We start from the raw sequence: 23846 nt of genomic DNA on the forward strand, positions 1-23846 counted from the left end.
CTGACGCGCTGTCAGCAGTGGTGACACGCGCGACAAGGCGGAGGTGCCGTTGCCCATGGCTTCACTCAAGGACGCTACAGCGATAGTCGGGATAGGCCAGACCCCCTTCGCGAAACAACTTCCCGACAGCGAGAAGACGTTGGCGTGCCAGGCGATCATCGCCGCGCTCGACGACGCGGGCATCGCCCCTTCCGAGGTCGACGCGTTCGCCTCGTACACGATGGAGGAGACCGACGAGGTCGAGGTCGCCAAGGCCATCGGGGCCGGTGACGTGACCTTCTTCAGCAAGGTCGGTTACGGCGGCGGCGGTTCGTGCGCGACGGTGGCGCACCTCGCCGCCGCGATCGCCACCGGACAGGCGAGCGTCGGCATCGCCTGGCGCTCCCGCAAGCGCGGCAGCGGCCCACGCCCCTGGAAGAACACGGCCGTCCAACTCCCCACCCCCGCCCAGTGGACCCGGCCCTTCGGGCTGCTCCGCCCGGCCGACGAGATCGCCATGCTGGCCCGCCGCCACATGCACGAGTACGGCACGACCCGCGACCACCTCTTCAACGTCGCCCTCGCCTGCCGCAACCGCGCCAACCAGAACCCGGCCGCGATGATGTACGAACGCCCGCTGACCCGCGACATGTATATGACCTCGCGCTGGATCAGCGAGCCCCTCTGCCTCTTCGACAACTGCCTGGAGACGGACGGTGCGTTGGCGTGCGTCATCGTCTCCGCCGAGCGGGCCCGCGACTGCCGCCAGAAGCCCGTCTACGTCCACTCCACCGCCCAGGGCCTGCCCGCCCAGCACCACGGCATGGTCAACTACTGGAACGACGACCCGCTCTCGGGCCCGGCCTGGACAGCGGCCCGACACCTGTGGAAACAGGCGGACTTCGGCCCACAGGACGTCGACGTCGCGCAGATCTACGACGCGTTCACCCCGCTCATCCCGCTCTCCCTGGAGGGCTACGGCTTCTGCGGCCGTGGCGAGGGCGGCGCGTTCACCGAGGGCGGCGCCCTGGAGAGCGGCGGCCGCCTGCCCATCAACACGGGCGGCGGCGGCCTCAGCGAGGCGTACGTCCACGGCTTCAACCTCATCAACGAGGGCGTGAAGCAACTACGGGGCACGAGCACGGCCCAGGTCCCGGACGCGTCCACCTGCCTGGTGACGGCGGGCGAGGGGGTCCCCACTTCAGCGGTGTTGCTGAGGGCCCCGTAGGGGGCGCGGGGAACTGCGCGAGCAACCACAACGAGTCCCGCACCCGTCAAAAGGACACTCACATGGCAGACGCGACGACGGAACAAGAACCCCTTCTGACCCCCACCGTCGACGACGACGGCGCCCCCTTCTGGCAGTACGCCGCCCGAGGCGAACTACGGATACAAGCCTGCACCGCCTGCGCCGAGCTCCGCTTCCCACCCAGGCCCTGCTGCCCCCACTGCCAGTCCTTCGACAGCGAGTGGCGCAGGATGAGCGGCCGGGGCCGCATCTGGTCGTACGTCTTCCCGCACCCGCCCCTGCTGCCCGCCTACGCCGCGCAGCCCGGCTACAACGCGATCGTCGTCGAGCTGGCCGACGCCCCCCGCATCCGCCTGGTCGGCAACCTCGTCACCGCCCCCGACGCCCCTCTGAACTCCATCGCCCCCGAACGGCTCCGCATCGGCGCCAAGGTGCAGGTCGCCTTCACCACCCTGGACGACGGCCACACGGTTCCGCGCTGGATCCTGGAGCGGCCGTGAGCGCGCTGCGCAAGGCCATCGACAAGGACACGGGCGTGGCCACCCTGACGCTTGACCGCCCGGCGCGGCACAACGCGATCGACCTGGAGACGGCGGGCGAACTGGCGGACGCCTGGCGTGAGTTCAGGTTCGACGAGAGCGTAAGGACCATCGTGGTGACCGGCGCGGGCGACAGGGCCTTCTGCACCGGGATCGACCGCGGCGTCGACGTGCCGCAGCCCGCGTCCCCGTACACGATCGACGATCCGCTGATCGCGATCGGGCCGAAGACCAACGACCTCTGGAAGCCCGTGATCGCGGCCGTCAACGGCATGGCGTGCGGCGGCGCCTTCTACCTCATCGGCGAGGCGGAGTTCGTCGTCGCGGACGAGCACGCCACGTTCTTCGACCCGCACACCACGTACGGCATGGTCAGCGCCTTCGAAACCATCCACATGGCGCAACGCATGCCGTTCGGCGAGGTGGCCAGGATGGCGCTGATGGGCACGGCCGAGCGGATCTCCGCGCGCCGCGCCCACGAGACGGGGCTCGTCTCCGAACTCACCGCTCCCGGCGGGGCGTTGGCGGCGGCCACCCGTGCCGCCGAGGTCATCGCCTCGTACCCGACCGAGGCAGTGCAGGGCACGGTCCGGGCGCTCTGGTCGGCGAAGGAGGCGGCCCGCTCGCAGGCCCTCGCGCACGCGCCGCACCTGATCGCCCTCGGGAACCTGCCTCCCGACCGGCAGGCGGAACTCTTCGGCACCCGGCGCGGCGGTGGCTTCCGCACCCGCTGAATCACCCGCGCAGCTCGGCCACCCGCGGCTCCCTGCTCTTCGGGGAGTCGAGGCTGAAGGCGCGCGCGTCACCGAGTTCGTCGCGCACGAACGCCTCGGTGTCGGCGACGGCGGCCCGCAGCGCGGCGGCCGCCGTCCCGCGATCGCCGACTCCGTCGAACACGCGCCAGACCACCTCCCGCGCCGCCACGTCGTACTCCCAGAGCCCGACGATCCGCCCCCGGTCGACGATGACGTGCGCGGGCGCGTCCGCGAGCCCGCCGAGCCTCCTGCCGCCGAACTCCCGCTCGGCGTCGGCCGGTTCGAGGATCCTTGCGAGGTCGCGGTGGAGCAGGTGGATGCCGTCGAGCCCGGCGAGCAGGGCGTACGAAGGGGTGGCGGGCGGTGTGTACGCCCTGAAGTCGTCGACGAGCTCCGGCGGCATCAGCAGGCCCTCCCCCAGGTCGACGAGCCCGAGCCCGGCGACCGCCTCCTTGGCCGCCGCCACGGTGAACCCGGAGAACCAGCGGAAGTGCGCGAGCGTCGCCGGGGCCGCCCAACCGAAGTAGCGCGAGGCGAGCTCCGCGCGGGCCTCCTCCGCCGTGCGGGAGCCGAGGTCCAGGTCCCAGCGGACGTACCCGTACCGCTGCTGGTCCAGGCGGCCGCTCACCGGGACGCGGCGGATCAGACCGCGGGCCTGGAGCAGCCCGAGCGCGAGCGGCAGCGTGGTGCTCAGGCCCCGCTTCTTGCCGTCGGCGCCGAGGCTCCTGACCGCGTCGCCCGTGGCGGCCCTGATCTTCGCGGGGTCCAGGGGGACGTCGCCGAGCGCGTCGTGCACGGTGGCGCACAGGCCCTCCACCTCGGCCTCCGTCACCCCCAGGTGCTTCGCGGCCTGCCGGGCCTCGGCCTGCGGGGCGTGGGCGCCCACGGTGAGACCGAGGGCGTAGTCGGCCGCCGGCAGGACGTAGGCGCAGCCGCGGGCGGCGGGCAGCTCGTGGATCTCCAGGCGGGCGACGGCCGCGTCAATCTCCTCGCGAGAGGCGCCGCAGCGGGCGCGCAGCCCCAAATAGGGGCCCGAGCCGCCGACGGAGCGGGCCCAGCCGGTACGGGCGAGCACGTCGGCGGGCGCGGCGCCGAGCAGGGTGCCGTCGAGCCCTTGGCGGTGCGCCCACCAGGCGCGCGAGTGCGGGTCCATGGGGCAAGTGTCGTCATCTGGCGGGGGTCACGCACCCGGCGTAGCGTCGATCTTGAGAGACACCCACGAGGAGGCCCGCCATGGTCCGCAACGTCCTCGGGTCGATCCTCGCTCTCATCGGAGCGACGGCCGCCGTCTGGAGCCCCTTCCAAGCCTGGTACGACGGCCGTCACGGACGGTACTTCCGCCTCGACGAGCTCTTCTCGGGCGCCGGGATCACGGACGCGAAGGCCGAGCTCCTCGGCTCCGTGTTCCTGCCGTTCGCCGTCGCCGCGCTGCTCGCGCTGGTCGGCGTCGTCCTGCGCGCTCGCCTCCTGGTGGCGCTCGCGGGCGTGCTCGTCCTCGGCTTCACGGTGCTGTGGATGGTCCGCCAGGGCCAGGCCGAGGGCAGCCTCACGGTGGCGGGCGACGGCTCGGGCCTCGGTCAGGGGCTCCTGAACAGCCTCGGCGGCGGTGTCTTCCTGCTGCTCGGCGCGGCGGTCATGGCAGGGCGCGGCCGCCGCACCCGCCGTACGGAACCGACACCGGAACCGGCACCGGAACCGACCTCCACGGCCCCGACGCTCGACGGCGACGGCTGGCCCCCGCGCACCCCCTAGGTCAGGACCGGGGCGACCAGGTCAGGACCGAGGCGACGTCCCCGTCCCCCGCTCCGCGTCCAGCGCGTACACGCAGCGGTCCTTGCTGCACGCGTACACGACCCCGTCCCGCACCACCGGGGCCCCGGTGATCTCCCCGCCCGTGGCGAGCTTCCAGCGCAGTCGGCCGTCGTCGGCCTTCAGCGTGTACAGGAGGTGGTCGGTGGAGCCGAAGTGGATGCGCCGGTCGGCGACGACGGGCGCGCCGACGATCTCGCCGCCCGCCTGGAACCGCCACTTCGGCGTGCCCGTGACCGCGTCCAGGGTGTAGAGCCCCTTGCCGCTGCCCACGTGGACGTGGCCGTCGGCGACGAGGACGGGCTCGATGGAGGAGCGGGACTCGGTGGCGATGCGCCAGCGGTCGCGGCCGTCGGTCGCGTCGAGCGCGTACACCGTGCCCAGGTAGTCGGCGAGGTAGACGCCGCCACCCGTCACGGCGGGCCCCGGCGCGAACGCGGGCGGGCACAGGAAGGCGGCGGGCGCCTCGAAGTGCCAGCGGACGTGGCCGCCCGCCACGTCGATCGCGAGGACGCGGCTGCCCGCGGCCACGTACACGTAGCCGTCCTGCGCCTGGGTGAGCCGCACCGGGACGCCGCCGCAGGAGGCCGCGTCGCCGACGGGGTACGACCAGCGTTCCTCGCCGGTGCGTGCCTCCAGGGCGCGCAGGCGCGCGTCCTTCCAGACGTACACCGTGCCGTCGAACACGGCGGGCCCGGCCTCCGGCGTCTCGAAGTCGGTCTGCGCCCCGGTGATCTCCCAGAGCTTCTCGCCGTTGGCCGCCTCCCACGCCTGGACGCCGCCGCCGCGCGTGCCGGTGACGACGGTGCCCCTGTCGGCCTGGAGGGAGTAGACCCAGGCGTCGGTCGGCAGGCGCCACAGGTCGGATCCGTCGGTGCCGTCCAGGGCGTAGAGCGTGGGGCCGTCGGAGGCGTGGATGCGGCCGTCGGCGACGGACAGGGACCAGGCGACGTCCCGCGTCTTGAAGCTGCGGCGGCCGGTGGAGACGTCCAGGGCGTGCACCTCGAAGGAGGTGACGTAGACGAGGTTGCCCGCGACGGCGGGCGTGCCCCACACGTCGTTGGACATGCGGAAGCGCCACGGCCGCCAGGACGTCGCGTCCGGGGCCGGGGCGGGCGCGGGCACCGGGGCGGGCGCCGCGGGGGCGATGCCGTTGGCCGCGACCTTGGAGCGCGACCAGGAGGCGGCGAGCCCGGTGTCGCCGGGCCCGGGGGCCGAGCGGGCCGCGGCGACCCGCGGTCCCGGGCCGATCGACACCTTCGCCCCGGCGAGCCGCACGGGCCCGGCGTCGGGCGCGGGCGCGAACGGCGCCTGGGACGGCGCGGGCGGCGGGGGCTGCTGCGGGGGCGGCGGCGCGGTGACCGGGGCGGCGCCACGGCCGCCGCTGCGCGCGCCGGTGACCGCGGCCCGCGCGGGCGGGCGGCCGCCCCTGCGCGCCTCGATGAGCGCGACGGCCCGCTCGGGCAGCCACGCGGACGCGGTGCCGCTGTCGTCGCCGTCGGCGCTCTCGGAGGCGAAGAGGTGGGGGGCGAGCTGGGCCTGGAGGTCGGCCGGGGTGGGCCTGAGCTGCGCCTCCATCTGCATGCACGTCTCGATGAGCGGACGCAGCTCGTCCGGCAGTCCCTCCAGGTCAGGACCCTCGCGGAGCAGCATGAAGACGGTCTCGACGGGGTTCGCGCCGTGGAAGGGCGCGTGCCCGGTGGCGGCGAAGACGAGCATCGAGCCGAGCGAGAAGACGTCGCTGGCGCCGGTCACGCTGCGCGAGTCCTTGGCCTGCTCCGGCGACATGTACGCGGGGGTGCCCACGGCGACGTTGGTCATGGTCAGCCGGGTGTTGGAGACGCCGGACGCGATGCCGAAGTCGATGACGCGCGGCCCGTCCTCCACCACGAGGACGTTGGACGGCTTGAGGTCACGGTGGACCAGGCCCGCGCCGTGGATGGACTCCAGGGCCTCGGCCACGCCCGCCGCCAGCCAGCGCACCGCCTGGGTGGGCAGCGGCCCGTGTTCATTCACTATTTCCTCGAGCGAGGGCGCGGGGACGTACGCCGTGGCCAGCCACGGCACCGCAGCGCGCGGGTCGGCGTCCACGACGGCCGCCGTGTAGAAGCCGGACACGGCCCGCGCCGCCTCCACCTCGCGCGTGAAGCGGACACGGAACAGCTGGTCCTCGGCGAGCTCGGTCCGCACCGTCTTGATCGCCACGCGCCGTCCCGACGCGGAACGCGCGAGATAGACCAGGCCCATGCCTCCGGCGCCCAGCCTGCCGAGGACCTCGAACGGGCCGATCCGCCTGGGATCGTGCTGCGTCAGCTGATCCACCACTTGCCCTGCCACCTCCCCGTACGCGACCGCCGTACAAGGCAGCCCCGTGCAGCGTCTCACCACCGAGCCGCTACGGCGGCACGCACCCTGATTCTTCCTGTCCGAGCCGGTCGTGGCGAACCCGGGGCGGGATCGGGGTGTCTAAGGACAAATCCCCGCCCCCGCTCCACCCAGATTCGAACACTTGCTCAATTATTCCCGAGCGCGCCGAGGGCCGCCCCCACGCGCCCCAACCCCATTTGCACTCGGCCGAATCGCGCTCCGATCACCCCTCGGTAAGCTGACGGCATGACAGGACAGGTACGTACCGTCGACGGCCGTGTGGCCGGTCGACGTGGTCAGGCGACACGTCAGAAACTGCTCGACTGCCTCAGCGAGATGCTCAGCTCCTCGCCCTACCGGGACGTCAAAGTCATCGACGTCGCCCGGAAGGCGGGGACTTCACCCGCGACGTTCTACCAGTACTTCCCGGACGTCGAGGGCGCGGTCCTGGAGATCGCGGAGCAAATGGCCGCCGAGGGCGCCGAGTTGACCCAGCTGCTCGACGGCCGATCCTGGGTCGGCAAGGCCGGCTGGCAGACCTCCCAGGACCTGGTCGACGGATTCCTCGACTTCTGGCGCAAGAACGACGCGATCCTGCGCGTCGTCGACCTGGGCGCCGCCGAGGGCGACAAGCGCTTCTACAAGATCCGGATGAAGATCCTCAACTCGGTCAACAACTCCCTTACCGACACGGTGAAGGAGCTCCAGGCCAAGGGGAAGGTCGACAAGGACGTCAGCCCCGCGGCGATGGCCGGTTCCCTGGTCGCGATGCTCGCCGCGGTCGCCTCGCACCAGCGCGGCTTCCAGACCTGGGGCGTGAAGCAGGCCGAACTGAAGCCGAATCTGGCACTGTTGGTGCATTTGGGCGTGACCGGCAAGAAGCCGACCAAGTAGCACACAATTCCTGTCAGCCCCGCGGCGGATCAGCCTCATGGAGGTGATCCGCCGCTGTGGTCTCCGTGCTCGGTACTCCTCAGGCGCGGCGCTCCAGCCTGAACAGACGGATCTCCCGCTCGATCCGGGACTGGTACGCGGCGTACGGCGGCCAGAACGCCAGCGCCTCCTTCCACACGGCCGCCCGCTCCTCCCCCTCCAGCAGCCGCGCCCGCACCGGGATGTCCGCGCCCCGCCAGTTGATGTCGGCGTCCGGGTTGGCCAGCAGGTTCGCGGTCCAGGCCGGGTGTCCTTGCCGCCCGAAGTTGGACCCGATGAGCACCCAGCCGCCCGTGCTCTCCTGCGGCATGCACGCCAGTGGCGTACGCCGGGGAAGGCCGCTCCTGGCCCCCCGCGCCGTCAGGATCACCCCCGGCAGCATCTTCGCGCTGAGCAGCACCTTGCCCCGGGTCAGGCGGTGCACCGCGCGGTCCATCGCGGGGATGAAACGCGGCGCGACTTTCGCGAACGTCCGGGTGGACGACACCTTCTGCATCAGGCGTATGCCCGGCGGCATCAGACGGCCTCTCCCAGGTCGGCGGCGGCGTGGACATCGGCCGCCTCCTGCCGTACGCCCTCCTCGAACAGCTCCGCGCGTTCGGCCGCGCGCGCCCGCAGCCGGTGCACGGGGCCGAAGAGCAGCTCGTCGCTCGACGCCCGCTTGAAGTACAGATGGGCCTCGTGCTCCCAGGTGAAGCCGATCCCGCCGTGCAGCTGGACCGCCTCGGACGCGGCCGTGCGCAGCGCGTCGAGGCCCTGCGCGAGGGCGAGCCCACCGGCCCTTTCGGCGCCCTGCCCGCCGAAGCCCGCGGCCTCGGCACCCGCGGCCCACGCCGCGTAGTAGGCGGCCGACCTGGCGGCCTGCACCTGGACGTACACGTCGGCGAGGCGGTGCTTGACCGCCTGGAAGGACCCGATCGCGCGCCCGAACTGCTCGCGCTGCTTGACGTATTCGACGGTCCGCTCCATGACCCGGTCCGCGGCGCCGACGGCCTCCGCGGCGACGACGGTGGCCGCGACGTCACCGACGGCGGCGAGCGCGGCGGGCACGTCGGCCCCGTCGCCGCCCAGCAACTCGGCCGCCACGTCGCGCAGTTCGATCCGGGCCTGGGTGCGGGTCTCGTCGAGCGCGGTCCGGCGCGCCCGTGCCATGCCCTCGGCCCCCTCGCGCACGAGGAAGAGGAGCGTACGGGAACGGGCGAAGCCGCCCGCGTGCGCGGCCACCACGAGGAGGCCCGCGCTGTGCCCGTCGAGGACCTGCTCGGCCTGCCCGTAGAGCCGCCACGCGCCCTTAGAGAGCCGGGCCTGCACCCCGCCCGCGCGCCCGCCACCGGCCCAGTCGCCGGTGTTGTCGCCGACCAGGCCGAGCGCCGTGGCGAGCCCGGTGCCGGGCACGGCGAGCGTCGCGGTCAGCTCGCCCGACGCGATGCGGGGAAGCAGTTCGGCGCGCTGCTCTTCGGTGCCGAGCGCGAGGATCAGCGGGGCGGCGAGCACGGCGGTGGCGAAGAGCGGAGAAGGCGCTAGGGCTCGCCCCAACTCCTCGCACCCGAGCGCGAGTTCGGCCGCCGTGCAGCCCACGCCTCCGTACGCGTCCGGGAGCGCGAGCCCCGGGAGCCCGAGCTGTTCGGCGAGGGCGGCCCACAGGGCGCCGTCGTACCCGGCCGGGGTGCGCACGGCGGCCTTGACCTCGTCGGGGCCGCAGCGTTTGGTGATCACTTCGCGAAGGGTGCGGCGGATCTCGCCCTGCTCCGCGCTGAAGGCGGCGTCCATCGGCAGGCTCCTCCCCCGGGCGCCGGACGGCCCGGACCCGGATCTGACGGGCCGTCATGTTAGGACGGTGGCGGCGATATGCACAGAGCGGCGACGGGTCGAGCGCCCGCGTGGGGGGGGGGATCCCACCACGGGTCGGCGGGGCGATCCCGCCCCTCCTCCACCACCCCATATCTGATGTACCGTCAGATTCATGGCTACTGCTACCCGCTCCACCTCCCGCAAGGTCGCCGTCGTCGGCGTGGCCCTCTCGGACTGCGGCCGGGTCGACGAGGCCACGCCCTACGCCCTGCACGCCCAGGCCGCACGTCGCGCGCTCGCCGACTCGGGGCTCGGCCGCGACGTGATCGACGGCATCGCGTCGGCGGGCCTCGGCACGCTCGCACCGGTCGAGGTAGCGGAGTACCTGGGGATCAAACCCCGCTGGGTGGACTCGACGTCGGTCGGCGGAGCCACCTGGGAGGTGATGGCGGCGCACGCGGCGGAGGCGATCGCGGCGGGCCGCGCCAACGCCGTTCTGCTCGTGTACGGCTCGACGGCCCGCGCGGACATCAAGGCGAAACGGCGTACGTCCAACCTGTCGTTCGGCGCGCGGGGCCCGTTGCAGTTCGAAGTCCCCTACGGGCACTCCCTGATCGCGAAGTACGCGATGGCCGCGCGCCGCCACATGCACGAGTACGGCACGACCCTCGAACAGCTCGCCTCGGTGGCGGTCCAGGCGCGGGCGAACGCGGCGACCAATCCGGACGCGATGTTCCGCGACCCGATCACCGTCGACGACGTCCTGAGCGGCCCGATGATCGCGGACCCGTTCACCAAACTGCACTGCTGCATACGCTCCGACGGCGGCTGCGCGGTGCTGCTCGCCGCAGAGGACTACGTACCGGACTGCGCGTCCGAACCGGTGTGGGTCCTCGGCGCGGGCGAGCACGTCTCGCACACCACGATGTCCGAGTGGGACGACTTCACGGTCTCCCCCGCGGCGGTCAGCGGCCGCCTGGCGTTCGAACGCGCGGGCGTGCGTCCCGCCGACGTCGACATCGCACAGATCTACGACGCCTTCACCTACATGACGATGGTGACCCTGGAGGACCTCGGCTTCTGCGCCAAGGGCGAGGGCGGCGCCTTCGTGGAGAAGGGCAGACTCCTCCGGGACGGCGAACTCCCGACCAACACGGACGGCGGCGGCCTGTCGGCCCAACACCCCGGCATGCGGGGGCTGTTCCTGATGGTGGAGGCGGTACGTCAACTGCGGGGGCAGGCGGGCGACGGGCAGGTGCGGCGCCCGGACGGAGACCTGCCGAAGCTGGCGGTGGCTTCGGGGACGGGTGGGTGGTTCTGCTCTTCGGGAACGGTGGTGTTGGGGCGGGGGTGAGAGGAAGGGACTCGGCAGGCCGGGGCGCGGTCGGCGGATCCTCACACGTCACAGCGGATCCTCACGCGTCACAATCGGCCCATGACGTCATCCTCTGAGTTCCAGCGGCTCCTGCGGGAGCAGCGGGTCTGGGACATCGACCTGCCCGCCTTCGACGCGGCGGCGGCACCGGCGGAGCCGCTGTCCCTCTTCCACGCGTGGTTCGCGGACGCGGTGGCCGCCGGGCAGACCGAGCCGCACACCATGGGCCTTGCGACCGTGGACGAGGCGGGGCTGCCCGACGTACGCACGGTGATGCTGCACGACGCCGACCGGCGCGGCTGGCACTTCGCCTCGCACGCGAGCAGTGCGAAGGGGCGCCAGCTCGCCGCCCGCCCGGCCGCCGCCCTGCACTTCTACTGGCCCGCGCTGGCCCGCCAGATCCGCGTACGCGGCAGGGTGACCGAGGCCCCCCACCACGAGGGGATCGCGGATCTGCACGCCCGCTCGACCGGCGCCCTCGCGGCGGCGCTCGTGGGTCACCAGAGCGAAGTCCTGTCGTCCTCGGACGAGCTGGCGCGGGCCTCGGCGGACGCCTGGGAGCGGGCGGCCGCCGAGCCGGACGCGGACGCGGCGTCGTGGACGCTGTACGTGCTCGACCCGGTCGAGGTGGAGTACTTCCAGGGGGACGCGCGGCGACGGCACGTGCGGCTGCGCTACCGGTGGGACGCTGACCAAGCCACCGAACACGGCGCCTGGGTGCGCGAGTTGCTGTGGCCCTAGCGTCGCCGCCGACTCCCTCCTAGGAAGTGAACTCGTACTGGATGTAGTCGCGGACGGGCCGGTAGCCGATGCGCTGGTAGAGGCTGTTGCTGGTCGGGTTGTCGAGGTCGGTGAAGAGCAGGACCTCGGACGCGCCCGCGTCGAGGGCGGCGCGGCTGACCGCCACGGTGGCGGCGCCCCCGTAGCCGCGGCCGCGCAGCGCCGCCGGGGTGTAGACGGGGGCGACGCGGACCTGGCCCGCCGTGCGGCGGGTGACACCGGCCATCGCGGCGGGGGTGCCGTCGGGGGTCTCCCAGAGGGTGATGCCTCCGTAGGCGAGGCGCGAGTCGACCCACGCGCCGGGGCCCATCGCCGGGCGCTCACCGACCGCCTCGCCGAACTCCTCGTGCCAGCGCGACAGGAGCTCACGGTCCGCCCCGGTGGCGACGCGGGCGCGGCCGGGCGGCGCGGGCTCGGGCGGGGTGAGGGTGCCGAGCCGGTAGAGCCGCTGATGGATCACGGCCGACGCGGTGGCCCCGGTCTGCTTCTCCCAGGCCCGGGCGAACGCCTCCCCCGTGGCGGCATCGGCGGCGACCCCCGGCAGGTCCGGACTCACGTCGGCGAGCTGGCGGGCGAGGGCCTCCGCGGCCTCGGGGTCGAGCGGACTGGGGCAGAGGCGGTGCGGAGGGGTCCGCACGAAGGCGCCACGGACATCGCCGTCGGCACCGGCGTACGTACCGAAGAGCGGCGCCCCCTTCCCGTACGCCTGGAGCCCCCGCGCGCGCAGGGTGTCCGTGACGCTGAGCAGGGCGGTGTGCGGGGCGGGCGCGGAGTGCAGGAACGCTTCGGCGTGCGCGAGGAACCCGTCGAGATCGGTAGTCAACTGCCAGGCGGGATGCGGTTCGGAGGGCATGGCCCATGGTGCACGGAGCGTCTCCACCCGCACAAAAGCATTTCGGGGACGTGTCCCGGCCCGGTCGCCCGAGGCACCACCCCGGCGCCGACCCCAGCCCCCGCCCCGTCGCTCGCTACCCGCGCCCCACGCGCCCCGGGGGCTCGAACACGGGCACCACGTAGTCCCCGACCTCCCGGAACGCCACCTCCACCGCCATCCCGACCCGCAGCTCTCCCTCTCCCTGCCCCTCCCCCACCGCGCAGCCGACGATCTCCGTCATCATGCGCGGGCCCTCGGCGAGGTCGACGACCGCGGCGACGTAGGGGACGCGGCCGCCGAAGGGGGGCAGGTCGTTGCGGTGGACCACCGACCACGTGTAGAGCGTGGCCCGGCCGCTGGCCCGCTCCCAGGTGACGTCCTCGCTCCAGCACCGCGGGCAGAACTCGCGCGGATAGTGGTGCGCCGCGCCGCACGCCCCACAGCGGCGGATCAGGAGTCGGCCCTCCGCCGCCGCGTCCCAGTAGGGGCGGGTGAAGGCATCGGCCTCCGGAAGATCGAACCGCATGCCGTCCGTACCCATGCCGCCGCCCATCAGAAGAGTCCGATCGTGTTGTCGAGGGACCAGCTCTGCCAGGACATGGCGAGGAGGGCGACGAGCGAGGCGAGCGCCATCATCGCGTTCTGCCCCTGCTCGGCCCAGTCGTGGATCATCAGGACGAGATAGATGAGGTTGAGGAGCAGGCCGCCGATCAGTGCGATCGGGGTGAGGAAGCCGACGATCAGGCCGAGGCCCAGGGCGAGTTCGGCATAGACGACGACGTACGCCATCGTCCTCGGCCGGGGCGCGACGACCGTGTCGAAGCCGCTGCGGACCGCGTTCCACCGGTGCTCGGCGGCCACGTCGGACGCCCACGCGATGCCCGTACCCCGCTCGAACCAGCCTTTCTTGTCCTTGTGGCGCCAGCCCTCCAGCCACCACAGGCCGAGACCTATGCGGAGCACGGCGAGCCATTCGGCGCCGGTGAGCCAGATCGAGTCCATGCCGTGGCCTCTTCTCCTTCGGCTTACGGGTACGCGCACGTCGGTCGGCGGTCACGCGTTTCTGACGGTACGTCAGTTCAGCGCAAGGGAAGGCCGGTGCGCAAGGGGCCGGAGCCGCGCACACCCCGTGATCAATTCGCAACCGGTTCCGGACTTGACCGTCACCCATCAAGTAATCGCGCGGTTACTCTCCAGTCATGGCCGACTCGACACCTCCGCTCACGACCCAGCAGGACCGCCCCGTCTACGTCATCGGCGGCGGTCCCGGCGGGCTCTCCGTGGCGGCGGCCCTGCGCGCACGCGGCATACGCGCGGTCGTCCTGGAGAAGTCCGAACGCGTCGGCGCCTCCTGGCGCGGCCACTACGACCGCCTCCGGCTGCACACGACCCGCCGGCTCTCCGGCCTGCCCGGCCTGCCCATCCCCAGGTCGTTCGGTCGCTGGGTGGCACGTGACAACGTGGTCCGCTACCTGGAGAAGTACGCCGAGTACCACTGCCTCGACGTCGTCACCGGCGTCGAGGTGACCGGCCTCGAACGTGCCCCCGACGGCACCGGCTGGCTCCTGCACGCCACCGGCGGGCGGGAGTTGACGGGCAGCGCGGTCGTCGTCGCCACCGGCTACAACCACACCCCGCACCTCCCCGACTGGCCCGGCCTGGAGACCTACTCCGGCGAACTCCTGCACGCGAGCGCCTACCGCGACCCCGCCCCCTACGCGGGCAAGGACGTCCTGGTCGTCGGCGTCGGCAACACCGGCGCCGAGATCGCCGTCGACCTCGTCGAGGGCGGCGCGTCCCGGGTGCGGCTCGCGGTGCGCACGGCGCCGCACATCGTGCGCAGGTCCACGGCCGGGTGGCCCGCGCAGCGCACGGGCATCCTGTGCCGGCGGCTGCCGGTCGCCCTGGTCGACCGCCTGTCGGGCCCGCTCGCCCGGATCAGCGTCCCCGACCTGTCGGCCAAGGGCCTGCCCCGCCCCGAGACCGGCCTGTACTCGCGGGCCAACGAGGGGGCGATCCCGGTCCAGGACGTGGGCCTGATCGACGCGGTGCGCGCGGGGCGCGTCGAGCCGGTCGCCGCGGTGGAGTCCTTCGAGGACGGCAAGGTGGCCCTCGCCGACGGCACGCTCATCGCCCCGGAAACGGTCATCGCCGCGACGGGCTACCGCCGCGCCCTGGAACCCCTGGTGGGCACCCTCACCCCCCTGGACGCCCGGGGCCGCCCCACCACCCACGGCCCCCGCACCTCCCCCCAGTCCCCCGACCTCTACTTCACCGGCTTCACCAACCCCATCAGCGGAATGCTCCGCGAACTCTCCCGAGACGCAGAAAAGATCGCCAAGGCAATAGCCCGCCGCCACCACACCTAGCCCCTCCCCCCGCTCAGGGGCGCGGGGAACTGCGCAATCCTTGATCCGCGCGAGGAACGACGCGGCCACCCAGGAACAAGCGAGGAACGACGCAGCCGTTTAGGGGCGCGGGGAACTGCGCAGTCTTTTAGGGGCGCGAGGAACGGCGCAAGGGGCGCGAGGAACGGCGCGAGCAACCACAACGAGCCCGCACCCACCCCGCACAGCGCCGCACCGCACCACCCCACCCCGCCCCCACCCAAGGCGCCCCCGCCAGCCTTTGCCTGCAGCCCTGTTCCTGACACAGCGTCAGTTCAGTAATCTGACTGTGCGTCAGTTAAATGCTGTCACACAGGAGCGGGCGGACCGATGCTTGGATCGACTCACGGCACCTTCACCACCGACCCCCGCCGCGCGCATGTTGTGGCCTGCGGCGAACTCCCACCCCCCGCCGTCCACGGCAGGGCCGCCACGGCGGACGACCTGGACGTCAGCGGCCGACCGCTGCACGCCGACGTACCCGACCTCGACCGCTTCTTCCGGCCCGAGTCCGTCGCCGTCATCGGCGCGTCGGACGCCGAAGGCCGCCCCAACACCGGCATCACCCGGCAACTGATCGCCTGGGCCGAGCGGGTCGGCGCGCGACTGCATCCCGTGCACCCCACCCGTCAGTCCGTCTTCGGCATCCCCTGCTTCCCTTCCGTCGCGGACCTGCCCGAACAGGTCGACCTGGCCGTTCTGCTGGTCGGCGACCCGGGCCCCGTGATCGAGCAGCTCGCCGAGGAGAAGGTGCGCTTCGCCGTCGCCTTCGCCTCCGGGTTCGCCGAGACCGGCGAGGAGGGCGCGGCCGCCCAGGCCAGGCTCGCCGCGGCCGTGGGACGCTCCGGGCTCAGGCTGCTCGGGCCGAACACCAACCTCAACGCCTTCGAGCACTTCCGCGACGACCTCGAAGGCCCCGCCATCGCGCTGATCACCCAGTCGGGACACCAGGGCCGCCCGGTCTTCACCATGCAGGAACTCGGCGTCCGCCTCTCGCACTGGGCACCCACCGGCAACGAGGCCGACCTGGAGACCGCCGACTTCATCTCCTACTTCGCCGAGCGCCCCGAGGTCGGGGCCATCGCCTGCTACGTGGAGGGCCTCAAGGACGGCCGCTCGTTCCTGCTCGCCGCCGACCGGGCGGCCCGGCGCGGGGTGCCCGTCGTCGCGGTCAAGGTCGGCCGCACCGAGACCGGCGCCCGCATGGCCGCCTCACACACCGGCAAACTGACCGGCGCCGACACGGTGGTGGACGCGGCGATGCGGCAGTTCGGCGTGATCCGCGTGGACGGGCTCGACGAACTCCAGGACACCTCCGCCCTGTTGGCGAGGGCGCGCAGGCCGAGCGCCGACGGCGTCGTCGTCTATTCGATCTCGGGCGGCACGGGCGCGCACTTCTCCGACCTGGCGAGCGAGCGCGGGCTTCGGCTTCCCACGCTCTCCGACGCCAAGCAGGCGGAACTGCACCAGTGGATACCGGAGTACCTGAACGTCGCCAACCCCGTCGACAACGGCGGCCACCCGGTCGGCGACTGGCGCGGCCGCAAGATCATCGACGCCCTCCTCGACGACCCTGAGGTGGGGGTGCTGATCTGTCCGATCACCGGGCCCTTCCCGCCGATGAGCGACAAGCTCGCGCAGGACCTGGTGGACGCGGCGGAGCAGACGGACAAGCTGGTGTGCGTGGTGTGGGGCTCGCCGGTCGGCACCGAGGACGCGTACCGCCACACGCTGCTCGGCTCCTCGCGCGTCGCCACCTTCCGTACGTTCGCCAACTGCATCACGGCGGTGGGCGCCTATCTCGACCACCACCGCTTCACGGCCGCCTACCGCTCGCCCTTCGACGAGGCGCCGCGCTCCCCCTCGCCCTCCTTCCGCAAGGCCCAGGCCCTGATGCGGCCGGGCCAGCAGCTCAGCGAGCACGCGGCGAAGCAACTGCTGCGCGCGTACGGGATTCGTGTACCGCGCGAGCAGTTGGTGACCAGCGCCGCGGCGGCCGTCCGTGCGGCCGGGCTCGTCGGCTACCCCGTCGTCATGAAGGCGTCGGGCCCGCAGCTCGCGCACAAGACCGAACTGGGCCTGGTGAAGGTCGGGTTGACCTCGGCGAGCCAGATCCGCGACGCCTACCGGGAGCTCACCGACATCGCCCGCTACGAGGGCATCGCGCTGGACGGCGTACTGGTCTGCCAGATGGTCGAGCCGGGGGTCGAGATGGTCGTCGGCGTCACCCACGACTCCCTGTTCGGACCCACGGTGACCGTCGGGCTCGGTGGCGTGCTCGTCGAGGTCCTCAGGGACGCGGCCGTGCGCGTGCCGCCCTTCGGGGAGGACCAGGCGAAGGCGATGCTGTCCGAACTGCGCGGGCGCGCCCTGCTCGACGGGGTCAGGGGGGCGCCGCCCGCCGATGTCGACGCGCTCGTCGAAGTCGTCCTGCGGGTGCAGCGGATGGCCCTCGAACTGGGTGACGACCTCGCCGAACTCGACATCAACCCGTTGATGGTGCTGCCCCGGGGGCAGGGCGCCGTGGCCCTCGACGCGCTCGCCGTCTGCCGCTGAACGGACCGCGCCGACGGCCCGCCCCACCAGTCCTTCCACCCGGCGCGCAGGCCCGCCCGGCCCGCGTCGCCGCCGCGCCACCGTCCGCACGAAACGGAGCCGATCCCCCATGACACCCTCCCCCGAAGCCCCCCGCGATCCCCGTGATCCCCTCGACTCATTGATACTCCACACCACTGACAACGGCGTCTCGTGGATCACGCTCAACCGCCCCGACGCCATGAACGCTGTCACCTGGGACCAGCGCGAACGCGTCATCGCGCTACTCGCCGACGCCTCGGCCGACCCCGCAGTGCGGGCCGTGGTGATCACCGCCACCGGCAAGGGGTTCTGCGCGGGCGCCGACCTGCGCGGCGCGCCCGCCACCGGCGAGCGCGTGCCGGGCGACGTCGCCCGCACCATCAAGCGGGGCGCGCAGCGGCTGATCGCCGCGGTACTCGACTGCGAGAAGCCGGTGATCGCCGCGGTGAACGGCACCGCGGCCGGGATCGGCGCCCACCTGGCGTTCGCCTGCGACCTGGTCATCGCCGCCGAACCCGCTAAGTTCATCGAGGTGTTCGTGCGCCGCGGCCTGGTGCCGGACGGCGGCGGCGCCTATCTGCTGCCCCGGCTCATCGGGCCGCAGCGGGCCAAGGAGCTGATGTTCTTCGGTGACGCGGTGTCCGCGGCGGACGCCGAGCGCCTTGGACTCGTCAACCGCGTCGTTCCCGCCGAGGAGCTGGAGAAGACGGCCCGGGAGTGGGCGGAGCGCCTGGCCGCCGGACCCACCCGCGCGCTCGCGATGACCAAGCACCTGGTCAACGCCGCGCTGGAGTCGGACCGCGCCACGGCGTTCGCCGCCGAGGCCGCGGCGCAGGAGATCAACATGACGACGGCGGACGCGAACGAGGGCGTGGCGAGCTTCGTGGAGCGCCGGTCACCTTCGTACGAAGGGCGCTGAAGACGGCTCCGTACGTGGGGCGTTGACGACTGTTGCGTAGGTGGGGCGTGACGACTGCTACGCAGGTGAGGCGTTGACGACCGCTGCGGACGGACCGCGCAGATACGTACGGAGCGTACTGACGCCCCCTTCCCCCCCCCAGCCGTCGATCCGTCCTATCCCCGATGCAGCTTCTCCACGTCCGGCGCGTCCATGTCCCCGTTCACCACGAAGAGTTCGAGGTCGTCCTCCGTGCCGCCGATCATCCAGGACCGGGCGCCCTCGCACCCGTCGACCTCGATCACGACCGTCGGGCGCGGCGGCGCGCCGTTCATCGGCTCGTCGGTGCTCACCGTCCACGTTCCGGCGCCCCCGCACTCCCCACGCGCGCGTGGCACCACCGCTCGCCCGTCGTCCCCCAGCGTGAACGCGGTCTTCCCGTCGTCGGACAGCCAGGTTCCCGCGAGTTGCCGGGGTGAGGGCTGCGGCGGCTCGTACTCCTTGATGAGGCCCGTCACCGTGGCGAGTACCGCGAGCCCCACGACGGCCACGCCGACGACCACGGACGCGAGGGCCGAGCGGAGCCAGATCCTGCGCCGTCGTGGCATGCCGCCGAGGCGTTCGCCCTGTCGCCGCCAGTACGCGACCGCGAGGACGGGCACCACGCCGCTCGCCGCGGCACCCAGCGTCAGCGCGACGAACGGGCCGCCCAAGAGGGCGAAGAAGGCCGCCCACGCGGCGCCGACCGGCACCTGCGCGGCCAGCGCGAGCCCCAGGGACCAGGCCCGCTCCCGGCCCCCGCCCCGTCGCGGACGCCGCCACCGCCACCGGTCCGCGAGGCGCCCCAGTGCCATCGCGGGCAGCGTCTGCAGCGCGGAGTGCACCACGCCGGCGAGCGGCAGGAGCAGCGGAGCGAAGACGATCGCGCAGGCGAGGCCGAGGTAGGGGCCGCCGCCCGCTCCGTAGTCGTCGTTGTCGAGCGACAGGACGTACGCGAGGAATCCGGCCACCGGCAACTGCGCCGCGCACGCGGCCGCGGCGGCTGTCATGGTGCTGCCGTCCCAGACGTCTCCCGTGCCGCCCCGGACGTCTCCGGTGCCGCCGCGCGACGCGGTTCTGACGGCGTTCCCCCAGTTCATGGGCCTGAAGATACGCAAGGGTCCGGTGAGGTCCGGCAGCACCCTTCCCATCTGACACCCCGTCAGCTTCAATGGGGGATGTGATGGGACACGCAGGGATGGCGGCCACCGCCGTCCGATACCTCAGGTCGGTCGGGGCCCCCACCACGGGACCCGTCGAAGCTCACCAGGACGCGGCCGGTCCTTACGGCCCGCCGCGCCCCCGACTGCGCGCGGTCGGCGACGACGAGCGGGCGCCGCTCGACCCCGGTGAATTCCGGCGCGTGCTGGGCAACTTCGCGACGGGCGTGACCGTCATCACCGCACCCGCCGCGGACGGCGAGCCGGGTCCCGCGGGCTTCGCCTGCCAGTCCTTCTCCTCGCTCTCCCTCGACCCGCCGCTGGTCTCCTTCATGGTGGCGCGCACCTCGACGACATGGCCCCGCATCGCGCGCGCGGGCGTCTTCTGCGTGAACGTCCTGGGCGCCGACCAGGGCGAACTCTGCCGCGGCTTCGCGGTGAGCGGCGCCGACAAGTTCGCGGGGGTGGCCTACGACGCGGCCCCGGTGTCCGGTGCGCCGCGCCTTGCCGGTGCGCCCGCCTGGATCGACTGCACCGTCCAGGCCGTGCACACCGGCGGCGACCACCTGATCGTGGTCGGCCGCGTCGACGCGCTCGGCACCGGGGCCGCCGAGGCCGACGGCGAGCCGCTGCTCTTCCACCGGGGCAGGTTCGGCCGCTTCACGAGCTGACGGGCAGCGCCTTCGGCTGATCGCCGCTCCGGATCACCAGCGCCATCAGCGCCGCCGCCGCGCACAGCGCGCCCGAGGCGTACCAGACCACGTCGTACGAGCCGAAGGTGTCCCGCGCCAGACCGCCGAGGAAGGCCACCAGGGCGGCGCCCACCTGGTGCGATGCCAGGACCCAGCCGAAGACGATCGCGCTGTCGTCGCCGTACTGCTCGCGGCACAGCGCCAGCGTCGGCGGGACCGTCGCCACCCAGTCGAGGCCGTAGAAGACGATGAAGAAGATCATCGGCGGATGCACGGTCTCCATGAGGAGCATCGGCAGGAACAGCAGCGAGATGCCGCGCAGCGCGTAGTAGACGGCGAGCAGCCGCCGGGCGTCGAAGCGGTCCGTGAACCAGCCGGACGCGATCGTCCCCACGACGTCGAAGACCCCGATGACGGCGAGCAGCGAGGCGGCCGTCGTGATCTTCATGCCGTGGTCGTGCGCCGCGGGCACGAAGTGCGTCTGGACCAGGCCGTTCGTGGAGGCGCCGCAGATCGCGAAGGTGCCCGCGAGCAGCCAGAAGGGGCCCGTGCGCGCCGCCTTGGCCAGCACGCCGACCGTGCGCCGCGCGGCCCCCGTGACCGGCGGCGGCTTCGGCACGAACTCCTGGGAGCCGTACGGCTTCAGGCCCACGTCGGCCGGGTGGTCGCGCAGCAGCAGCCAGACGAAGGGGACCACGGCGAGTGCGGCGAGCGCGACCGTCACCGCGGCGGGGCGCCAGTCGTGCTTCTCGACGATCCAGGAGAGGACCGGCAGGAAGATCAGCTGGCCGGAGGCGGAGGCGGCCGTCAGGATGCCGGTGACCAGGCCGCGCCGTGCGGTGAACCAGCGGTTGGTGACGGTGGCCGCGAAGGCGAGCGCCATCGACCCGGAGCCGAGGCCCACGAGCAGCCCCCAGCAGAGCAGCAGTTGCCAGGCGGAGTCCATCCAGACCGTCAGGCCCGAGCCGAACGCGATGACGACGAGGGCGACCGCGACGACCCTGCGGATGCCGAAGCGGTCCATCAGCGCGGCGGCGAACGGGGCGGTCAGACCGTACAGCGCGAGGTTGATGGAGACCGCGAGCCCGATGGTGCCGCGCGACCAGTGGAACTCGTCGTTCAGCGGATCGATGAGCAGCCCGGGAAGGGAGCGGAAGGCGGCCGCGCCGATGATCGTCACGAAGGTCACCGCGGCGACGAACCACGCGCGGTGGATGCGGGACGCGCGGCGTGCGCGCGGCGTGCGGCGCTCCTGCCCGGGTTCGGGGATCAGCTCCGCGGGTTCGGTTGTCTGGGTCACGTCATCAGGATCCGGAAATGGTCCGGTCCGAACGAGTGGCCGGAGGGTCATCCTTCGCTAGGATCGGGCCATGGCCACCGAAAGCCCCGAGCGAGCCACTGGCCCCGACCCGTCCGCCGTACGGCGCCACCGCGTCGTCGTCCTCGCCCTCGACGGCGTCATCCCGTTCGAACTGGGCATCCCCCAGCGGATCTTCGGGCGGGCGAGGAACGCCGCGGGCTACCCGCTGTACGAGGTGGTGACCTGCTCCGTCCGGCCACCCGGGCCGGTGCGGACGGACGCGGACTACGCGATCCTCGTCGAGCACGGGCCGGCGGCCCTCGCCGAGGCGGACACCGTCGTGGTGCCCGCCTCGTACGAACTGGGCCCCGTGTACGAGGAGGGCCGGCTGACCGACGAGCTCGCCTCGGCGCTCGCGCACGTCAGGCCCGGCACCCGGCTGATCTCCATCTGCACGGGCGGGTACGTGCTGGCCGCCGCCGGATACCTCGACGGCCGCCCCGCGACCACGCACTGGCGCTCCGCCGAGCACTTCCAGCGGCTCTTCCCGAAGATCAAGGTCGACGCGGACGTGCTGTTCATCGACGACGGCGACGTCCTGACGTCGGCGGGCGTGGCCTCCGGCGTCGACCTCTGCGTGCACATCGTGCGCCGCGACCACGGCACCGCCGTCGCCAACGCGGTGGCCCGCCTCACCGTCGTACCCCCGCACCGCGACGGCGGCCAGGCGCAGTACATCGAACGCCCGGTCCCCGAGCCCCAGTTGGCGACCACGAGCACCGCGCGGGCCTGGGCGCTCGACCGCCTCGACCGGCCGCTCCAACTGCGGGACCTGGCCGAGCAGGAGGCCATGTCGGTGCGGACCTTCACCCGCCGCTTCCGCGAGGAGGTCGGCATCAGCCCCGGCCAGTGGCTCACCCAGCAGCGCGTGGAGCGGGCGCGGCACCTCCTCGAGTCCAGTGGCCTCACCGTCGACCAGGTGGCGCGGGACGCGGGCTTCGGCACGGCGCAGTCGATGCGCCAGCACCTACAGGCCGCGCTCGGTGTCACCCCCACCACGTATCGCCGTACGTTCCGCGATGTCGTCGGCCCGGACGCCGACGGCGTCCGCTGAAGCCGACGCGGCACCGCCCCCGGAGGACATGACCGGCGCCGTCGTCGGTGCGGGCCGCACCTCGCCGAGCAGCCCGGCCACCGTCAGGACCACGCTGAGGCCGACGCCCGCCAGGATCGCCGTCGACGGCGACGCGACGCTGAGCAGGGCGCCCGCCAGGGACCCGCTCGCCGCGTACCCCGCGCCCACGGCCGCGTACATCACCGAGTAGCCCGCGGCGAGCGCGCTCGGCGGCAGGGCCTCGCGCAGCGACAGGTTCCGGGTGAGCATCGCGCCCGCCTGCAGGACGCCCGCGACGCCGAGGGCGGCGAACAGCCAGCCGAGGGACGGCAGCAGGGCGACCAGGGCGAGGCAGCCCGAGACGGCGAACATCAGCACCATGCTCTGCGTCCGCAGCCGCCCCGGCCAGGAGCGCAGTCCGTAGACGAACGAGCCGACCGCGGAGCCCACCGCGAGCCCGGCAAGGAGCGGGCCCGCCCAGCCGACGCCGATGCCGCGCTGTTCCAGGAGCGCGGGCAGCACCAGCTCGGCGAGGGCGAGCATGGACAGGCTGGCCGCCCCCGTGACGTAGATCGGCCAGGCCCGCACGAGGATGCGCGTCATCGGCTCGCCGCCCCGGTCGTCCGCGTCGGAATCCCAGCCGACGGGCAGCAGCCAGAGGCCCGCGACGGCGGACGCCATGAGCGCGGCGGCGAAGAGCGGCGGGAGCGCCGGTGAGACGCCGAGGGCGAGTCCGGTGACGGCGGCGGGCGCGACGGCCCATATCCCGAAGGTCAGCATCGACTCGACGGACAGCGCCTGCGCGACGGCCTTCTCCGGCACCACGCTGTTCAGGAGCGCGCGCAGACCGCCGGTCGCGGCGGCGGGCGCCGCGCCCGCGACGAAGGCGAAGAGCCCGAGCAGCACGGGGTGCGCGGCGGGCAGCGCGCCGAGCGCGGCGAACCCGAGCGCGCCCACGGCGAGCCCGACGGCCAGCTGCGGCCGCGCCCGCTCGGCCCGCAGTCGCACGCCGAGCAGCGGGGCCCCGATGATCTCCCCGATCACGTACACCGCGGCGAGCACCGCGCCCAGGGCATAGCCGCCCGGCCGCTCGCGCACGAGGAACACCACCGCGAGCGGCGCCGCGGCCACCGGCATCCGGGCGCCGACGGCCACGACGCCCCAGCGGACGACCTCCTTGGTCATGACCTCGCGATAGCTCATGTTCCGAAGCTAGGGGACGGCACTG

General features: G+C 73.1%; 22 protein-coding genes. 12 read left to right on the forward strand and 10 right to left on the reverse strand.

The genetic code is table 11. The features are described from left to right. Nucleotides 1–55: 55 nt before the first annotated feature. From KY5_RS17775 to KY5_RS17785, 3 genes are all read left to right on the forward strand, one after another. Nucleotides 56–1207, forward strand: a complete 1152-nt coding sequence (locus KY5_RS17775; protein WP_098243177.1) for a lipid-transfer protein — start codon at nucleotides 56–58, stop codon at nucleotides 1205–1207. Nucleotides 1208–1269: 62 nt separating this feature from the next. Next, nucleotides 1270–1728 (forward strand): Zn-ribbon domain-containing OB-fold protein, encoded by a 459-nt coding sequence (locus tag KY5_RS17780; protein WP_098243178.1) that lies wholly within the window; start codon nucleotides 1270–1272, stop codon nucleotides 1726–1728. Then, on the forward strand, nucleotides 1725–2501 hold the full coding sequence (locus KY5_RS17785; RefSeq protein WP_234362774.1) for an enoyl-CoA hydratase/isomerase family protein: 777 nt from the start codon (nucleotides 1725–1727) through the stop codon (nucleotides 2499–2501). The genes KY5_RS17780 and KY5_RS17785 overlap by 4 nt, the downstream gene beginning before the upstream one ends. 1 nt (nucleotide 2502) lies before the next feature. Here KY5_RS17785 and KY5_RS17790 read toward each other — a convergent pair whose 3' ends face one another. Then, nucleotides 2503–3675, reverse strand: coding sequence for a DNA glycosylase AlkZ-like family protein (locus KY5_RS17790; protein ID WP_098243179.1), 1173 nt, complete (start codon nucleotides 3673–3675; stop codon nucleotides 2503–2505). Nucleotides 3676–3755: 80 nt separating this feature from the next. Here KY5_RS17790 and KY5_RS17795 point away from each other — a divergent pair, with 80 nt between their 5' ends. Beyond that, nucleotides 3756–4274, forward strand: a complete 519-nt coding sequence (locus KY5_RS17795) for a hypothetical protein (protein WP_324962807.1) — start codon at nucleotides 3756–3758, stop codon at nucleotides 4272–4274. A gap of 21 nt (nucleotides 4275–4295) precedes the next feature. Here KY5_RS17795 and KY5_RS17800 read toward each other — a convergent pair whose 3' ends face one another. Then, nucleotides 4296–6656 (reverse strand): serine/threonine-protein kinase, encoded by a 2361-nt coding sequence (locus KY5_RS17800; RefSeq protein ID WP_098243180.1) that lies wholly within the window; start codon nucleotides 6654–6656, stop codon nucleotides 4296–4298. 288 nt (nucleotides 6657–6944) lie between these two features. Between KY5_RS17800 and KY5_RS17805 the strand changes: the two genes are divergently transcribed. Then, nucleotides 6945–7592 (forward strand): TetR family transcriptional regulator, encoded by a 648-nt coding sequence (locus tag KY5_RS17805; RefSeq protein WP_055544320.1) that lies wholly within the window; start codon nucleotides 6945–6947, stop codon nucleotides 7590–7592. A gap of 79 nt (nucleotides 7593–7671) precedes the next feature. On the opposite strand, the gene KY5_RS17810 is transcribed toward KY5_RS17805, so the two are convergent. Continuing rightward, nucleotides 7672–8148, reverse strand: a complete 477-nt coding sequence (locus tag KY5_RS17810; RefSeq protein WP_098243181.1) for a nitroreductase family deazaflavin-dependent oxidoreductase — start codon at nucleotides 8146–8148, stop codon at nucleotides 7672–7674. Then, nucleotides 8148–9401 carry an acyl-CoA dehydrogenase family protein gene (locus KY5_RS17815; RefSeq protein WP_098243182.1) on the reverse strand — a complete coding sequence of 418 codons (1254 nt, stop codon included), beginning with the start codon at nucleotides 9399–9401 and terminating at the stop codon, nucleotides 8148–8150. The genes KY5_RS17810 and KY5_RS17815 overlap by 1 nt, the downstream gene beginning before the upstream one ends. A 193-nt stretch (nucleotides 9402–9594) precedes the next feature. On the opposite strand from KY5_RS17815, the gene KY5_RS17820 reads away from it, so the two are divergent. Both KY5_RS17820 and KY5_RS17825 read left to right on the forward strand, forming a co-directional pair. After that, on the forward strand, nucleotides 9595–10776 hold the full coding sequence (locus KY5_RS17820) for a thiolase C-terminal domain-containing protein (protein WP_098243183.1): 1182 nt from the start codon (nucleotides 9595–9597) through the stop codon (nucleotides 10774–10776). A gap of 81 nt (nucleotides 10777–10857) precedes the next feature. Beyond that, nucleotides 10858–11538, forward strand: a complete 681-nt coding sequence (locus KY5_RS17825) for a pyridoxine/pyridoxamine 5'-phosphate oxidase (protein ID WP_098243184.1) — start codon at nucleotides 10858–10860, stop codon at nucleotides 11536–11538. A gap of 19 nt (nucleotides 11539–11557) precedes the next feature. Here KY5_RS17825 and KY5_RS17830 read toward each other — a convergent pair whose 3' ends face one another. The 3 genes from KY5_RS17830 to KY5_RS17840 form a co-directional block, all read right to left on the reverse strand. Continuing rightward, nucleotides 11558–12430 (reverse strand): GNAT family N-acetyltransferase, encoded by an 873-nt coding sequence (locus tag KY5_RS17830; RefSeq protein ID WP_098243185.1) that lies wholly within the window; start codon nucleotides 12428–12430, stop codon nucleotides 11558–11560. 115 nt (nucleotides 12431–12545) lie between these two features. Further along, nucleotides 12546–13004 carry a Zn-ribbon domain-containing OB-fold protein gene (locus tag KY5_RS17835; RefSeq protein WP_098243186.1) on the reverse strand — a complete coding sequence of 153 codons (459 nt, stop codon included), beginning with the start codon at nucleotides 13002–13004 and terminating at the stop codon, nucleotides 12546–12548. Next, nucleotides 13004–13453 (reverse strand): DoxX family membrane protein, encoded by a 450-nt coding sequence (locus KY5_RS17840; RefSeq protein ID WP_098243187.1) that lies wholly within the window; start codon nucleotides 13451–13453, stop codon nucleotides 13004–13006. Before KY5_RS17840 ends, KY5_RS17835 begins: the two co-directional genes overlap by 1 nt. Nucleotides 13454–13650: 197 nt before the next feature. On the opposite strand from KY5_RS17840, the gene KY5_RS17845 reads away from it, so the two are divergent. From KY5_RS17845 to KY5_RS17855, 3 genes are all read left to right on the forward strand, one after another. Beyond that, nucleotides 13651–14820, forward strand: coding sequence for a flavin-containing monooxygenase (locus KY5_RS17845; protein WP_098243188.1), 1170 nt, complete (start codon nucleotides 13651–13653; stop codon nucleotides 14818–14820). 348 nt (nucleotides 14821–15168) lie between these two features. Continuing rightward, complete coding sequence (locus tag KY5_RS17850) at nucleotides 15169–17394, forward strand: acetate--CoA ligase family protein (protein ID WP_098243189.1); 2226 nt, start codon at nucleotides 15169–15171, stop codon at nucleotides 17392–17394. 109 nt (nucleotides 17395–17503) lie between these two features. Next, a complete protein-coding gene (locus KY5_RS17855; RefSeq protein WP_098243190.1) occupies nucleotides 17504–18334 on the forward strand; it encodes an enoyl-CoA hydratase/isomerase family protein in 831 nt (276 codons plus the stop codon). A gap of 155 nt (nucleotides 18335–18489) precedes the next feature. Here the strand turns inward: KY5_RS17855 and KY5_RS17860 are convergent, their stop codons facing one another. Beyond that, entirely contained in the window at nucleotides 18490–19452 is a 963-nt protein-coding gene (locus KY5_RS17860; RefSeq protein WP_159072549.1) for a hypothetical protein, read from the reverse strand. A gap of 83 nt (nucleotides 19453–19535) precedes the next feature. On the opposite strand from KY5_RS17860, the gene KY5_RS17865 reads away from it, so the two are divergent. After that, nucleotides 19536–20183, forward strand: a complete 648-nt coding sequence (locus KY5_RS17865) for a flavin reductase family protein (RefSeq protein WP_234362775.1) — start codon at nucleotides 19536–19538, stop codon at nucleotides 20181–20183. Here KY5_RS17865 and KY5_RS17870 read toward each other — a convergent pair. Then, nucleotides 20173–21504, reverse strand: a complete 1332-nt coding sequence (locus tag KY5_RS17870) for an MFS transporter (protein WP_418952790.1) — start codon at nucleotides 21502–21504, stop codon at nucleotides 20173–20175. The genes KY5_RS17865 and KY5_RS17870 overlap by 11 nt on opposite strands. 70 nt (nucleotides 21505–21574) lie before the next feature. Between KY5_RS17870 and KY5_RS17875 the strand changes: the two genes are divergently transcribed. Beyond that, on the forward strand, nucleotides 21575–22618 hold the full coding sequence (locus KY5_RS17875) for a GlxA family transcriptional regulator (protein WP_098243193.1): 1044 nt from the start codon (nucleotides 21575–21577) through the stop codon (nucleotides 22616–22618). On the opposite strand, the gene KY5_RS17880 is transcribed toward KY5_RS17875, so the two are convergent. After that, the gene (locus KY5_RS17880) at nucleotides 22532–23821 is read right to left on the reverse strand and encodes an MFS transporter (protein WP_234362776.1); all 1290 of its coding nucleotides are present in this window, start codon (nucleotides 23819–23821) and stop codon (nucleotides 22532–22534) included. The two genes, KY5_RS17875 and KY5_RS17880, sit on opposite strands and share 87 nt — an antisense overlap. Between the last annotated feature and the right edge of the window lie 25 nt (nucleotides 23822–23846).

The organism is Streptomyces formicae (genome assembly GCF_002556545.1).
Lineage (GTDB): Bacteria > Actinomycetota > Actinomycetes > Streptomycetales > Streptomycetaceae > Streptomyces > Streptomyces formicae_A.